A 13,316-nucleotide genomic window follows, 5' to 3' on the forward strand; every position below is an offset into this window, starting at 1 on the left:
GGATCGTGGCGTCGTCGCGGTGCAGCCGGGCCCGGAATCCGGCCACGTGCGCCTGCCAGTATGCCGTCAGGTCGAACCCCGCCGGCCGGTCGAAGCCCTCGTCGAGTTCGGTCAGCGTCAGGATCTGGTTGACTCGGTACGTGGCGGGGGAGTCCCGGCCGGCCCGCGCGGCCACCACGTACCAGCGGCCACCCTTGAGCACCAGCCCGTACGGCGCCAGCGTCCGGTCGCCCTCCCCGGACCAGCCGCGGTAGCGGACCCGGATGCGCCGCTGCCGCCACACCGCGTCGGCCACGGCGGGCAGGTGGGCCGAGGCGTCGCCGTCGGAGTACCAGTTGGGGGCGTCGAGCAGGAACCGCTGCCGGATACCGGCCGCCCGGTCGGCGAGCGGGGGCGGCAGGGCGGCGTGCAGCTTGCGCCCGAGCGCGGCCACCACCTCCCCGTACCCGAGTTCGGTGGCGGGTCCCGGCAGGCCGGCCAGGAAGAGCCGGTCCGCCTCCTCGGCGGTGAGCCCGGTCAGCCGGGTCCGCCAGCCGTCGACGAGCCGGTACCCGCCGTCGTGGCCGGCCTCGCCGTAGAGCGGGATGCCGGCGGCGTGCAGCGCCTCCACGTCCCGGTAGATCGTGCGGGGGGAGACGTCCAGGCGCTCGGCGAGCTGGGTGGCGGTCAGCCGGCCGTGGGCCTGGAGCAGCAGCAGGACGGAGAGGAGGCGGGTGGCTCGCACTCCGCTGACGGTAGCTGCAGGCCTGGGCCCGGCACGTCCTCGCCCCGGGCCGCCCGGACCTCGACGGCTACCTGGCCGACACCCGGGCCGAGGGCCCGGTGGGTCGCTGACCGGCCGGGACGCCTCAGCCGGTCGGGGGCACCGCGCCCCGGTAGATGCTGGTGAGCCAGACGTCGAGCAGGACGTCCACCACGTCCCGCTCCGCCACGGCCGGCCCGTCGGCCGCGAAGGTGGCGTACCAGACCCGCTCGTTCATCGAGGTCAGCGCGATCGCCAGGTCCCGGGCGGGCAGCCCGTCCGGGGCCGCGCCGCGGCGCCGCTCCGCCGCCACGGCGGCCTCGACGGCCTGCACCCAGCGCTCCAGCACCGCGGCCCACAGCCGGCGCACCTCGGCGTTGGTGCCGCGCACCTCGGCGCAGGCCCGCACCACCGCGCGGTGCGCGCCGAACGTCTCGTGGAACCGGTGGATCAGTTCCCGCCACCGGGCCCGCGGGTCCTCGGCCAGCCGGACCAGCACGTCGCCGGCCGCCGCGTCGGCCTCCTCGGTGACCCGGTCCAGCAGGGTGAGCAGGACCGTGTCCTTGGACGGGAAGTAGAAGTAGAACGTCGGTCGGGAGATGCCCGCGCCCCGGGCCAGGTCGTCGACGGAGATCGCACCGAACGGCCGCTGGGTGAGCAGGCGCTCGGCGGTGGCCAGGATGGCCTGCTGCCGGTCGTCCCCGGTCGAGCGGGCCGCCCGCCGGCCCCGCGCGCCGGCGCCGGGCGTACGGGCGGTGGCGGTCATGAGCGCAGATGCTACTACCTCAACACCGTGTCGATTCCACTCGACATGCTGTTGACCGACGTCGACGGCGCTGGATAGGGTCCGACTCACCACCCTGCGACGGGAGACGCGCGATGGCCTCCGACCACGTCGACGTGTTGATCGTCGGCGCCGGCCTCTCCGGCGTCGGCGCCGCCTGCCACCTGCGCCGCAACCGCCCCGAGAAGACGTACGCGGTGCTGGAGGCGCGCGGCGCGATCGGCGGCACCTGGGACCTGTTCCGCTACCCGGGCATCCGGTCCGACTCGGACATGTACACCCTCGGCTACTCGTTCAAGCCGTGGACGAACCCGTTGGCCATCGCCGACGGCGACTCGATCCGCGACTACGTGCGCGAGACGGCCCGCGAGTACGGCGTCGACAAGCACATCCGCTTCCACCACCGGGTGCTCGCCGCCGAGTGGGACAGCGCGCGCGCCCGCTGGACGGTGCGCGCCCACCGCGACGACACCGGCGAGGACGTCACCCTCACCTGCGCGTTCCTGTTCACCTGCTCCGGCTACTACCGCTACGACGCCGGCTACACCCCGGACCTGCCCGGCGCGCGGGCGTACACCGGGCGGCTGGTGCACCCGCAGCACTGGCCCGCCGACCTCGACCACACCGGCCGGCGGGTGGTGGTGATCGGCAGCGGCGCGACCGCGGTGACGCTGGTGCCGGCGCTGGCCGAGCGGGCCGCCCACGTCACCATGCTCCAGCGCTCACCGACGTACGTGGTCGCGCTGCCCGCGCGCGACGCCCTCGCCGACGCGCTGCGCCGCTTCCTGCCGCCCCGGGCCGCGTACCCGATCGTGCGGTGGAAGAACGTGCTGTTCGGCACGGCCACCTTCCAGCTCAGCCGGCGCGCCCCGAAGCTGGTGAAGCGGTTCCTGCGGCGCGCGGCGAAGAGCCGGCTGCCCGCCGGCTACGACGTCGACCGGCACTTCTCGCCCCGCTACGACCCGTGGGACCAACGGCTGTGCGTGGTCCCCGACGGTGACCTGTTCACCGCGATCGGGCAGGGCCGGGCCTCGGTCGTCACCGACCGGATCGAGACCCTCACCGCCACCGGCCTGCGCCTCGCCTCCGGCGCGGAGCTGACCGCCGACGTCGTGGTCACCGCCACCGGCCTCAACCTGCTCGTCCTCGGCGGCATGACGATCACCGTGGACGGCGAACGGGTCGACCTCGCGCGGACGGTGGCGTACAAGGGCATGATGCTCTCCGGCGTGCCGAACTTCGCGATGACCATCGGCTACACCAACGCCTCCTGGACGCTGAAGGCCGACCTCGTCGCCACCTACGTCTGCCGGCTGCTCACCCACCTCGACGACACCGGCCAGCAGGTCGTCACCCCGCTCGCCCCCGCCTGCGGTGAGCTGGAGCCGCTCATCGACCTGAAGTCCGGGTACGTGCTGCGCAGCGTCGACGCGCTGCCCAAGCAGGGCGCGGCGGCGCCGTGGCGGCTGCACCAGAACTACCCCCGCGACGTGCTGCTGATGCGGCACGGCCGGCTCGCCGACTCCGGGGTGCGCTTCTCCCGCGCGGGCACGCCGTCGATGACAGACCGTCTGCCCGGCAGCGAACACGCCGAGGTGGGGGACCCCGCCGACACCCCCGCCGGCTGACCCCCCGCCGACCAGCAGAGGAGACCGACGTGCGCAGGTTCGACTTCGCGGCCGGGACGGCCGTGGTCACCGGGGCGGCCAGCGGCATCGGCGAGGCCCTCGCCCACGGCCTGGCCCGGCGCGGCGCCGACCTGGTCCTGCTCGACCGGGACGCCGACCGGCTCGCCGCCGTGGTGGCCGCGATCCGGGCCGCCCACCCCGACCGACAGGTCGGCACCCACCTGGTGGACCTCGGCGACGCCGCCGCGACCGACGCGGTGGCCGAGGAGATCCGCCACCGCCATCCCCGGGTGCGGCTGCTGGTCAACAATGCCGGCGTCGCCCTGGGCGGCCGGTTCGACCAGGTCACCCTGGAGGAGTTCGGCTGGGTGGTCGACGTCAACTTCCGGGCCGTGGTGCGGCTGACCCACGCCCTGCTACCCGCCCTGAAGGCCGAGCCCGGCGCCCACCTGGTCAACGTGTCCAGCCTGTTCGGGCTCATCGCCCCCGCCGGCCAGGCCGCGTACGCGGCGAGCAAGTTCGCCGTCCGCGGCTTCACCGAGGCACTGCGCCACGAACTGGTCGACGACGGCATCGGGGTGACCTCCGTGCACCCCGGCGGCATCCGCACCCGCATCGCGCAGAGCGCCCGGGTCGGCAGCGGCGTGCCCGCCGAGGAGTTCGAGGCCGGCCGCCGGCAGTTCGAGAAGCTGCTCTCCATCGACCCGGCCACCGCCGCCGAGGTCATCCTGCGCGGCGTCGAGCGCCGCCGGGGCCGGGTGCTGATCGGCTGGTCGGCGAAGCTGCCGGACCTGCTGGCCCGGCTCGCCCCCGCCTCGTACGGGCGGGTCCTCGCCCTCGCCCTGAACCGCGCCCCCCGGCCGGCCACCGCCGGGCCCGCGCCCCGCCGTCCGGCCGGTCCGCCCACCGCCCCGGCGCCGGCGGACGGCCCCGGGGAGCCGACGTGACCGGGCCGGCCTCCATCCGCACCGTCCGGGGGCGGGCGGTCCGTTGCCGGGTGGCCGGCCAGGGACCACCGGTGGTGCTGCTGCACGGGATCGGCCGAACCCTCGCCGACTTCGCCGAGCAGCACGCCCTGCTCGCCCGCGACCACCGGGTGGTCAGCCTCGACCTGGCCGGGCACGGCGGCTCCGCACCGCTGGACGAGCCGCACACCCTCCCGGCGCTGGCCCGGGCCACCGCCGACTGCCTCGACGCCCTCGGCGTCGACGGCCCGGCCCACCTGGTCGGCAACTCCCTCGGCGGAGCGGTCGCGATGCGGCTGGCCGTCGACGACCCGGCCCGCGCGGCCAGCCTGGCCCTGGTCAACAGCGCCGGCTTCGGCGGCCAGGTGACGATCGCGCTGCGCCTGCTGGCGCTGCGGCCCCTCGGCCGGCTGCTGCTGCGGCCGAACCGGGCCGTGGTCCGGCGCACCGAGCGGGTCCTCTTCCACGACCGGCGGCACGTCACGCCGGAGCGCCTCGCCGAGGCCCTCGCGGTGGCCCGCCGACCGCACGCCGCCCGGGTGATGCTGGAACTCGTCGGCAGCCTCGGTACGGTCCGCGGCGTCGCCCCCGGGTGGCGCGCCGAACTGCTCGACGCCGTGGCCCGGCTGGACCTGCCCATCCTGGTGGTCTGGGGCGACCGTGACCTGATCCTGCCCGCCGCGCACCTCGACGCCGCCCGCGCCCGGCTGCCCCGGGCCCGCGCCCACCTGTTCGCCGACACCGGCCACCTGCCCCAGATCGAGCGGGCCGAGGAGTTCCACCGGCTGGTCACCGACTTCTGGGCCGACCACCCGGCGCGCGGCTGAGGGCGGTCAGGGCGGGCTGCCGCCGCGCTTGTCCTCCTGGGCCAGCACCGCCTCCCGCACGTGCGGGTCGTCGCGCTCGGCCAGCTCCGCGGCGAGCCGCGGGTCGTCGGCCAGCCGCCCCCGGTTGCGGTGCAGGAATGCGTCGAACCCCCCGGTGTACGGGCAGGCCAGGTCGCCGAGCACGGTGTCCGGCCGGTACCGGCAGCCGCCGCAGTAGTCGCTGAGCTCGTCGATGTACCGGCCGTCGACCGCGTACGGGCGGGTGTCCACCCGGCCCAGGTCGGCGTACCAGCTCATGCCGACCACCGTCGCGTTCATCACCCAGTCGGCGCCGTCGACGAAGCACCCCCTGAACCAGTCCGCCAGCTCCGCCGGCCGCCAGCCGCGCTGCAACGCGTAGTTGCCGAGCACCAGCAGCCGCTGCGAGTGGTGCGCCCAGGCCCGGTCCCGCACCCCGGCCAGCACGTCGGCCAGGCAGCGCGCCTCGACCGCGTCGGCGTCCAGGTCGGCGAACCAGCCGGGCAGCGGCTCGGTCGCGGCCAGCCAGTTGGCGCCCCGGAACGGGGGCTCGAAGTACCAGTAGAGCTGCCAGAGGAACTCCCGCCAGCCGAGCAGCCCGCGGATGAACGGCTCCACCGCCGACAGCGACGCGGCCCCCTCGCGCCAGGCCCCCTCGGCCGCCCGGATCGCCTCGGCCGGGTCGAGCAGCCCCAGGTTGAACGACGACGACAGCACGCTGTGCGCCAACAGCGGGTCGCCGGCGCTCATCACCTTGTGGTAGCGGCCGTGGTCGGGCAGCCGGTGCCGGACGAAGTGCCGCAGCCGGGCGTCGGCCTCGGCGTGCGTGGCGGGGTAGCGGCGCGGCGCGTCCTGGCCGACGAACCGCATCCCGTCCTTCTCCCACCGGTCCAGATCGTCGCGCACCTCCGCGTCGATCTCGTCCTCGACGATCGGCGGGGGAGCGGGGGCGACCGTGCCGCCGGCGCGGCGGGGCCGGCGCGGCACCCGCCCCGGCGGGCCGTCCAGCACGCCGTGCTCACGGCGGGCCCAGCGGTAGAACTCGGCCATCCGCAACGGCCCTCGCCGGGACCCGTCCGCCCAGGCGGTGAAGTCGTCGCGGCTGGTGAGGAAGCCCCGGGGCGGCAGGATCGTCAGCCCCGGCACGGAGCGGGCGAAGGCCAGCCCCGCCCGCGACGGCGGGTGGCACACCTCGACCGGCCCGTCGACGCGGGCCAGGGCCTCCCGGAACGTCCCGGCCCGCACCAGCAGCGCCCGATCGCCCAGCTCGGCGGCCCGGTGGCGCAGCGCGGACAGGATCAGGTGGGCCTTCTGCCGGTGCAGCGGGCGCCGCCGGAACAACTCCCGCGCCTCCACGAGCAGCACCGGCTGCGCCCCGTCGTCGAGGAAATGCGGCCCGAGTTGGTCGGCGAGCAGCCACCGGCGGGAAGACATGCGTCGATTCTGCCCAGTGCGACGGGGCGTCGCCCGCCGTCCCGGCGTGTCCGACGGGTGGCGCACGCCACAGCGTCCCCTCTCTCGTCGCGCGGCGACCCGGCGCGGCGGGCCGGTGTCGCCGCGGCGCGACCTGTCGGACGCCGTGGCGACCCGGACCGGCAGCCCGGCGGCGGTGCCGTCGCTCCCACCCGTTCCTGGCCGTGGCACCCGGGCGTGCCGGTGCGCGCCCCCGTGGCGCGGGCCACGTCCGGGTGAGCCGGGACCCGGCCCCGCAGGACCGCGACGCAGCATAGATACATGACGCATCCCACCCCCGCGCCGCGCGCCGCCGCCCCCTCCGCCGCGGAGCGGGTGTACCGGCACCTGAAGCGGTCGATCCTCGAACAGGTCTACCCCGGCGGGCTGCTGATCAGCGAGGGGGAGATCGCCGAGGCGACCGGGGTGTCCCGCACCCCGGTCCGGGAGGCCCTGCTGCGGCTGGAGGCCGAAGGGCTGGTCGCCCTCTACCCGAAGCGCGGCGCGCTGATCCGGCCGGTTTCCGCCGGGGAGGTCGCCGACGTGATCGAGGCGCGCCGGCTGGTGGAGCTGCACGCCGCCGAGCGGGTCTGGCCCCGCCGAGCCGCGCTGCGCGCCGACCTGGCCCGCTGGCTGGACCGGATGCGCGAGGCCCACGCCGCCGGCGACGTCACCGCGCTGATGGCCGCCGACCGGGCCTTCCACGCCACCGTCGTCGAGGCCGACGGAAACGAGATCCTCGCCGAGCTGTACCACCGGCTGCGCGACCGCCAGCTACGCATGGGCGAGGCCAGCTTCCGGCTCTCGCCCGGCTGGGCCGAGGTGGCGCTCACCGAGCACGCCGCCCAACTCGCCGCCCTCGACGGCGACGATCTGCGGGTCTGGCTGGACAGCGTCGGCGCGCACATCGACAACGCCGCGACCGTGCTGCGGACCCTGGGGTGAGCGTCGCCGCCACCACCGCCGCGACCGCGGCACCCCGCCGCTCCGCCGCGCTGGTCTGGGCGGTGGCCCTCAGCGCGTACGTGGCGGCGGTGTTCCACCGCAGCTCCCTCGGCGTGCTGCGCATCGTCGCGTTCTGGTTCCCCGGCCGGCGCAACCCGATGCTGGTGCAGCTCACCTGCACCCTCGGCCAGTTCGGCGCGGTCCTCGGCGCCGTGCCGCTGGTCGCCCTGCTGCACCAGGCCGGCTGGACCCGGGCGTTCCTCGCCGCCGCCGCGCTCGGCACCACCGTGCTCACCATGGTCGTCGCGGCCGTCCGGGACACCCCGCACCGCGAGCACGCCGCCGCGCCCACCCCCGACCTGGCCACCGTACGCCGGGACCTGGCTGCCGCCTGGGCCCAGCCCGGCACCCGACTGGGCCTGTGGACGCACTTCGTCACCCAGTTCTCCGGCTCGGTGTTCGCGCTGCTGTGGGGATACCCGTTCCTGGTGCAGGGGCAGGGGATGACACCCACCGCCGCGGCCTCCCTGCTCACCCTGATGACCCTGGCGGGCCTGCTGACCGGGCCGCTGGTCGCCTACCTGTGCGCCCGGCACCCGTTCCGCCGCTCGGTGCTGGTCCTCACCGTCACCGCGGCCACCGCCGCGATCTGGGCCGTGGTGCTGGCCTGGCCGCGCCCCGGGCTGGTTGCTGGTCGCCCTGGTCGTGGTGCTCGCCGCCAACGGCCCCGGCTCGGCCATCGGCTTCGACTACGCCCGCACCGGCCCACCAGCCCACCGGCGCTGCGGGGCTCCCGCCGCCCGGCCGTGGTAACCACCGGGCGTTGCTGGGCTCGGAGTCGTGATCAGCGGTAGTTTCGCCGGGGAGCGTGATCGACGTGGCCTACCCGCCCGGTGACGCTCTCCGTCGTCGTCCCGCCCACCACGGGTCGCCGGCACCGACAGCGGTGGAGCAGGAGGAGAACGTGAGCCAGGAAGTCCGGGGAGTCATTTCACGGCGCAAGGGCGCGCCGGTCGAGGTCACCACGATCGTGGTGCCCGACCCGGGGCCCGGCGAGGCGGTGGTCCGCGTCCAGGCCTGCGGGGTCTGCCACACCGACCTGCACTACCGCGAGGGCGGGATCAACGACGAGTACCCCTTCCTGCTGGGCCACGAGGCGGCCGGCATCGTCGAGCAGGTGGGCGACGGCGTCACCGGCGTCGCGCCCGGCGACTTCGTGGTGCTCAACTGGCGGGCAGTCTGCGGGGTCTGCCGCGCCTGCCGGCGGGGCCGGCCGTGGTACTGCTTCGCCACCCACAACGCGGCCCGGAAGATGACCCTCACCGACGGTACCGAGCTGTCCCCCGCCCTGGGCATCGGGGCCTTCGCCGAGAAGACCCTCGTCCACGCCGGACAGTGCACCAAGGTCAACCCGGCTGCCCGGCCCGCCGCCGTCGGCCTGCTCGGCTGCGGGGTGATGGCCGGCCTCGGCGCGGCGATGAACACCGGCGGGGTCACCCGCGGCGACTCGGTGGCCGTCATCGGCTGCGGCGGGGTCGGCGACGCCGCCGTCGCCGGCGCGGCCCTGGCCGGGGCGACCACGATCATCGCCGTGGACACCGACTCCCGCAAGCTCGACTGGGCCCGGAAATTCGGCGCCACCCACACGGTCAACGCCTCCGAGGACGACCCCGTCGAGGCGATCCGCGCGGCCACCGGCGGCTTCGGCGCGGACGTCGTCATCGACGCCGTCGGCCGGCCGGAGACCTGGAAGCAGGCGTTCTACGCCCGCGACCTCGCCGGTACCGTCGTGCTGGTCGGCGTGCCCACCCCGGAGATGACCGTCGACCTTCCCCTGCTGGACGTCTTCGGCCGCGGCGGCGCCCTCAAGTCGAGCTGGTACGGCGACTGCCTGCCCAGCCGCGACTTCCCCATGCTCACCGAGCTCTACCTGCAGGGCCGGCTCGACCTGGACGCGTTCGTCTCCGAGGAGATCGCCCTGGACCAGGTCGAGGAGGCGTTCACCCGGATGCACCACGGCGACGTGCTGCGCTCGGTGGTGGTCTTCCCGTGACCGTCCGCGTCGACCACACCGTGACCTCCGGCACGTTCTCCCTCGACGGGCAGACCTTCGACGTCGACAACAACGTCTGGGTCGTCGGCGACGACAGCGAGTGCCTCGTCGTCGACGCCCCGCACGACGTCGACGCGATCCTGCGCGCCGTCGGCCAGCGCCGGGTGGTGGCGATCGTGGCCACCCACGCCCACGACGACCACGTCCGGGTGGCCCCGTCGCTGTCCCGGGCCACCGGCGCGCCGGTGCTGCTGCACCCCGACGACCGGGTGCTGTGGGACCTGGTGCACCCCGACACGGCCCCCGACGGGGAACTGCGCGACGGCGCCACGATCGAGGTGGCCGGCACCGGCCTGCGGGTGCTGCACACCCCCGGCCACAGCCCCGGCGCGTGCAGCCTGTACGCCCCGCAACTCGGCGTGGTCTTCACCGGCGACACCCTCTTCGCCGGTGGACCGGGCGCCACCGGCCGCTCCTACAGCGACTTCGGCACCATCGTCGAGTCGATCCGCACCCGGCTGCTCACCCTCCCGCCGGAGACGGTCGTGCACACCGGCCACGGCGACAGCACCACCGTCGGCGCCGAGGCCCCGCACCTCGACGAGTGGATCGCCCGGGGCCACTGACCCCGTCCGCCGGCCGGCCGGTACGGCGTCAGCCACCGGCCGGCCGCCCCGGCTCCGGCAGCCGGACCGGCGCCGGTCGGCTCGCCATCGGCCGTACGCCCCGCGGCTTCGCCCGGGCGCGCTCGCCGAAGCTCAGCTCGGAGACGGCCAGCACGGCGGGCCGCCGGGTCGGGCCGGTCCTCGTCAACGCGGTCCGCACGGTAACCCCGACCCGGGGCGGGACCCGACGCCCCGCCGGGGTGCTTGCCGGGTGCGGGCTGGGGCGATAACCTGCGAATGACCCGGACGTCGGCGTCAAGCCGCCCGGTGTCAGTCCTCCATCGCCCGGCAGCCGATCCGGTCCGGGCGATCCGCCCCCGGCCCCCAGCCGTGGCCGCCCGGTGCCCACCCCCCGGCGGTACCTCCCGACTCGGCCCGGTGCCTGCGGCTTCGCCGGTTCCTGCGGGTCCGCGCCGGTCCGTCAGCTCCGCGCGTCCGGCCCCGACGGCGGCAAGGCCCCAGCCTCCCGCCTGCCCTGCCTTCGGCTTCGTCCGGCACCGCCGCAGGCTCCGGCGTCTCGTTCTCCACCGGGCCCGCGCGGCTCTCCCCGCGCGGCTTCTCCCCGTGCCGCCGCTACCGGCGGCGGTGCACGACCCCTGCCCCGAAAGGAAACAACACCATGTCTCACGAATCCGTGCCCGCGCTGCCCGTCAGCGGGGTGCTCGACATCGTCGCCGGACACGGCGTGGTCCGGGCCGACGGGTACCTGCCGTCGCCCCTGGACGTGGACGTCCCCGCCGCCCAACTGCGCCGCCACGGCCTGCGCCGGGGCGACCTCGTCACCGGCGCGGCCCGCCCCGCGCCCGACGGCGGGCGCCGCAGCCCCCGGCCCGCCGCCCTGGTGCGGCTGGACACCGTCAACGGGATGGAGCCGGACGAGGCGAAGCGCCGGCCGGAGTTCTACAAGCTGACTCCGCTGTACCCGCAGGAGCGGTTGCGGTTGGAGACCGAGCCGCACATCCTGACGACCCGGGTCATCGACCTGGTCATGCCGCTCGGCAAGGGCCAGCGGGCGCTGATCGTGTCGCCGCCGAAGGCGGGCAAGACGATGGTGCTCCAGGCGATCGCGAACGCGATCACGCACAACAATCCGGAGTGTCACCTGATGGTGGTGCTGGTGGACGAGCGGCCCGAAGAGGTCACCGACATGTCTCGGTCGGTGAAGGGCGAGGTCATCGCGGCCACGTTCGACCGTCCGCCGCAGGACCACACGACGGTGGCGGAGCTGGCGATCGAGCGGGCGAAGCGGCTGGTCGAGTTGGGGCACGACGTGGTCGTGCTGCTCGACTCCGTGACCCGGCTCGCCCGGTCGTACAACCTGGCGACCCGCTCGGGCGGACGGACCCTCAGCGGGGGAGTGGACGTCGCCGCGCTCGCCCCGCCGAAGCTGCTCCTCGCAGCCGCCCGCAACATCGAGGACGGCGGCTCGCTCACCGTCGTCGCCTCGGCGCTGGTCGACACCGGTTCGGCGGCTGACACGCTGATCCACGAGGAACTCAAGAGCACCGGCAATGCCGAGCTGCGGCTGGACCGGGCATCGGCCGACCGGCGCACGTACCCGGCCGTCGACATCCGGCCCTCCGGCACCCGGCGGGAGGAACTGCTCGTCCCGCCCGCCGAACTGACCCGGCTGCGCGGGCTGCGGGCCGCGCTGTCCACCCTGGACCGCCAGGCCGCCCTCGCCCGCCTGCTGGGCGAACTGCGGGCCACCCCGGACAACCGCCGGTTCCTCACCCGGCTGGCCTGACCGAACGAGCGTACGGGCTCGACGGCTTCGGCACCAGCGGTACCGCGACGCCTGACCGTGTCGCGGGAAAACCGGTACGGGCACGCGCCCCCGAGCGGGCAAACTCGGGCCCGTGCCTGCCGCCGATCGTGATCTATCGACCTCCGACCGGGCCGCCGCGCCGATCCCCGTGCCGACTCCGGCCCGGGCCGCCTGGCCGCTCCGCGCGCCGACCCCGGCGCAGGCGGCGGCGCTGGCCCATGTGCGCCGGACCGCGCTCCGTGATCGCTCCGCCGCCCTCGCCGTGATCGCCCGGCACCTGGCCGGGGCCGGCGTCCACCACCACCCGGAGAAGTTGGTGGCCGCGGTCGCCGCGCGGGGCCGGCTCACCGTCAACTTCCACCCCGACCGGGTGCTCGCCGACGGGCGGACGGTGGCCGCCGCGCTGGCCGCGGAGGGCAGCTACCGCAACCAGTTCGAGACGGGAATCTCCAACGGCGGCCTCACCGCGTACCCGGGTGGGGACCGGGACCGCTGGGAGGAGGCGCTGTTCGGCGGCGCCTACCAGACCCCGGGCGTGCCCCCATGCGACCGTCCCCGGTACGGCGGGCTGAACCTGCTCGACCACCCCGACGGCGCCTGCCCCCGGTTCGGCTCCTGCCATCTGCGGTTGCGGCCTGAGGTTCTCGCCCGGACCACGCTCTGCTTCGGCGACAGCCACCTCGGGCCGACCCGGTTCGGCACCGTCGAGGTGCCCGAACCGGTCCTCGCCGCCCTCTTCGACGCCACCGCCGGCACGGGGGTAGCCCTCGGCGTCGCCGGGATGGACACCGCCACCCTGGCCCGGACCCTGTTCCGGCGGCCGGGCCGGGACCCCTGGCGCCCCGGCCCGGCCGCCCGGGCCTTGGACGACTACGTCGAGGCGCAGATCCACGGGGAGATCAGCCTCAGCCGGGACGTCGACGCTCTGGTGCTCGACCCCTCGTTCGACGGCACCGAGGTGGGACGGCTCCTGACCGACCTGGCCGCCCGGCACGGGTGGGCGCTGCTTTGGCACGCCGGGTTCGAGCTGCCGGTCGACGGGATCGACCCAGAGTTCCGTGGGCCGGACATTCCCCTGGTGGCGGCCCGGATCCACGCCGAGTTGGCCCGGCCCGGCGAGCCGGTCGACGCGGCGCTGGTCGGCCGGGCCGCCGGTTCCGTGGCCACCGAACCGGACCGGTGGGCGGGGCGGGGCTCGCTGCCGGTCACCGGCCAGCACCTCAAGCAGCTCTGGCACGTGCTCGTCCGGTTTGGTACGCCCCGCGTCCGTTGAGCGTTCCTGTCACCGCCGACCGTTGGTGGCGGTGACCACGGTCGCAGTCTGGGCCTGCTGCCGTGCATATCCGGAATGACGGACACGCCAAGCTGGTTGTGTCCCCTGTACCGCCTGCCGGTAAACCACCGGTGGAGCCTTTCCCCCCGAGGGGCGCTCAACCCGGAGCGCGTCGCAACGATCGAAAGGGCAACCA

Annotated in this window: 11 protein-coding genes and 2 pseudogenes; 9 read left to right on the forward strand and 4 right to left on the reverse strand. The window is 75.5% G+C overall.

Annotated elements, in window-relative coordinates; genetic code table 11:
• Nucleotides 1-25: 25 nt before the first annotated feature.
• Nucleotides 26-724 (reverse strand): annotated as a pseudogene (locus tag OOK41_RS18530) (helix-turn-helix transcriptional regulator); the annotation flags it as partial.
• A 124-nt stretch (nt 725-848) separates the two neighbouring features.
• Nucleotides 849-1,508 (reverse strand): TetR/AcrR family transcriptional regulator, encoded by a 660-nt coding sequence (locus OOK41_RS18535; protein ID WP_266266090.1) that lies wholly within the window; start codon nt 1,506-1,508, stop codon nt 849-851.
• 113 nt (nt 1,509-1,621) lie between these two features.
• Between OOK41_RS18535 and OOK41_RS18540 the strand changes: the two genes are divergently transcribed.
• From OOK41_RS18540 to OOK41_RS18550, 3 genes are read left to right on the forward strand one after another with little or no spacing between them, the layout of a single operon-like run.
• The gene (locus OOK41_RS18540; RefSeq protein ID WP_266266091.1) at nt 1,622-3,154 is read left to right on the forward strand and encodes an NAD(P)/FAD-dependent oxidoreductase; all 1,533 of its coding nucleotides are present in this window, start codon (nt 1,622-1,624) and stop codon (nt 3,152-3,154) included.
• Nucleotides 3,155-3,183: 29 nt separating this feature from the next.
• On the forward strand, nt 3,184-4,101 hold the full coding sequence (locus OOK41_RS18545; protein WP_266266092.1) for an SDR family oxidoreductase: 918 nt from the start codon (nt 3,184-3,186) through the stop codon (nt 4,099-4,101).
• Nucleotides 4,098-4,946 (forward strand): alpha/beta fold hydrolase, encoded by an 849-nt coding sequence (locus OOK41_RS18550; RefSeq protein WP_266266093.1) that lies wholly within the window; start codon nt 4,098-4,100, stop codon nt 4,944-4,946. Before OOK41_RS18545 ends, OOK41_RS18550 begins: the two co-directional genes overlap by 4 nt.
• A 6-nt stretch (nt 4,947-4,952) precedes the next feature.
• On the opposite strand, the gene OOK41_RS18555 is transcribed toward OOK41_RS18550, so the two are convergent.
• Nucleotides 4,953-6,398 carry a cryptochrome/photolyase family protein gene (locus tag OOK41_RS18555; RefSeq protein ID WP_266266094.1) on the reverse strand — a complete coding sequence of 482 codons (1,446 nt, stop codon included), beginning with the start codon at nt 6,396-6,398 and terminating at the stop codon, nt 4,953-4,955.
• A 300-nt stretch (nt 6,399-6,698) separates the two neighbouring features.
• Between OOK41_RS18555 and OOK41_RS18560 the strand changes: the two genes are divergently transcribed.
• From OOK41_RS18560 to OOK41_RS18575, 4 genes are all read left to right on the forward strand, one after another.
• Nucleotides 6,699-7,361 (forward strand): GntR family transcriptional regulator, encoded by a 663-nt coding sequence (locus OOK41_RS18560; RefSeq protein ID WP_266266095.1) that lies wholly within the window; start codon nt 6,699-6,701, stop codon nt 7,359-7,361.
• Nucleotides 7,358-8,215, forward strand: coding sequence for an MFS transporter (locus OOK41_RS18565; RefSeq protein ID WP_266266096.1), 858 nt, complete (start codon nt 7,358-7,360; stop codon nt 8,213-8,215). The genes OOK41_RS18560 and OOK41_RS18565 overlap by 4 nt, the downstream gene beginning before the upstream one ends.
• Nucleotides 8,216-8,325: 110 nt before the next feature.
• Nucleotides 8,326-9,414, forward strand: coding sequence for an S-(hydroxymethyl)mycothiol dehydrogenase (locus tag OOK41_RS18570; protein WP_266266097.1), 1,089 nt, complete (start codon nt 8,326-8,328; stop codon nt 9,412-9,414).
• Nucleotides 9,411-10,040: an MBL fold metallo-hydrolase gene (locus OOK41_RS18575; protein WP_117670381.1), complete on the forward strand. Its 630-nt coding sequence runs from the start codon at nt 9,411-9,413 to the stop codon at nt 10,038-10,040. The genes OOK41_RS18570 and OOK41_RS18575 overlap by 4 nt, the downstream gene beginning before the upstream one ends.
• A gap of 28 nt (nt 10,041-10,068) precedes the next feature.
• Here OOK41_RS18575 and OOK41_RS18580 read toward each other — a convergent pair whose 3' ends face one another.
• Nucleotides 10,069-10,227, reverse strand: a complete 159-nt coding sequence (locus OOK41_RS18580) for a hypothetical protein (protein ID WP_266266099.1) — start codon at nt 10,225-10,227, stop codon at nt 10,069-10,071.
• A gap of 495 nt (nt 10,228-10,722) precedes the next feature.
• Here OOK41_RS18580 and rho point away from each other — a divergent pair.
• Both rho and OOK41_RS18590 read left to right on the forward strand, forming a co-directional pair.
• A pseudogene (gene rho, locus OOK41_RS18585) lies at nt 10,723-11,826 on the forward strand (transcription termination factor Rho); the annotation flags it as partial.
• Between the two features lie 112 nt (nt 11,827-11,938).
• Nucleotides 11,939-13,120 (forward strand): DUF3626 domain-containing protein, encoded by a 1,182-nt coding sequence (locus OOK41_RS18590; RefSeq protein WP_266266100.1) that lies wholly within the window; start codon nt 11,939-11,941, stop codon nt 13,118-13,120.
• The last annotated feature ends 196 nt before the right edge of the window (nt 13,121-13,316 follow it).

It is taken from the genome of Micromonospora sp. NBC_01655 (assembly GCF_026339755.1).
GTDB lineage: Bacteria > Actinomycetota > Actinomycetes > Mycobacteriales > Micromonosporaceae > Micromonospora.

Excerpts from the sequence above, each read along its gene's own strand:
- OOK41_RS18555 (WP_266266094.1), bottom strand. The coding sequence starts at position 6,398 with ATGTCTTCCCGCCGGTGGCTGCTCGCCGACCAACTCGGGCCGCATTTC.
- OOK41_RS18560 (WP_266266095.1), top strand. The coding sequence starts at position 6,699 with ATGACGCATCCCACCCCCGCGCCGCGCGCCGCCGCCCCCTCCGCCGCG.
- OOK41_RS18535 (WP_266266090.1), bottom strand. The coding sequence starts at position 1,508 with ATGACCGCCACCGCCCGTACGCCCGGCGCCGGCGCGCGGGGCCGGCGG.
- OOK41_RS18540 (WP_266266091.1), top strand. The coding sequence starts at position 1,622 with ATGGCCTCCGACCACGTCGACGTGTTGATCGTCGGCGCCGGCCTCTCC.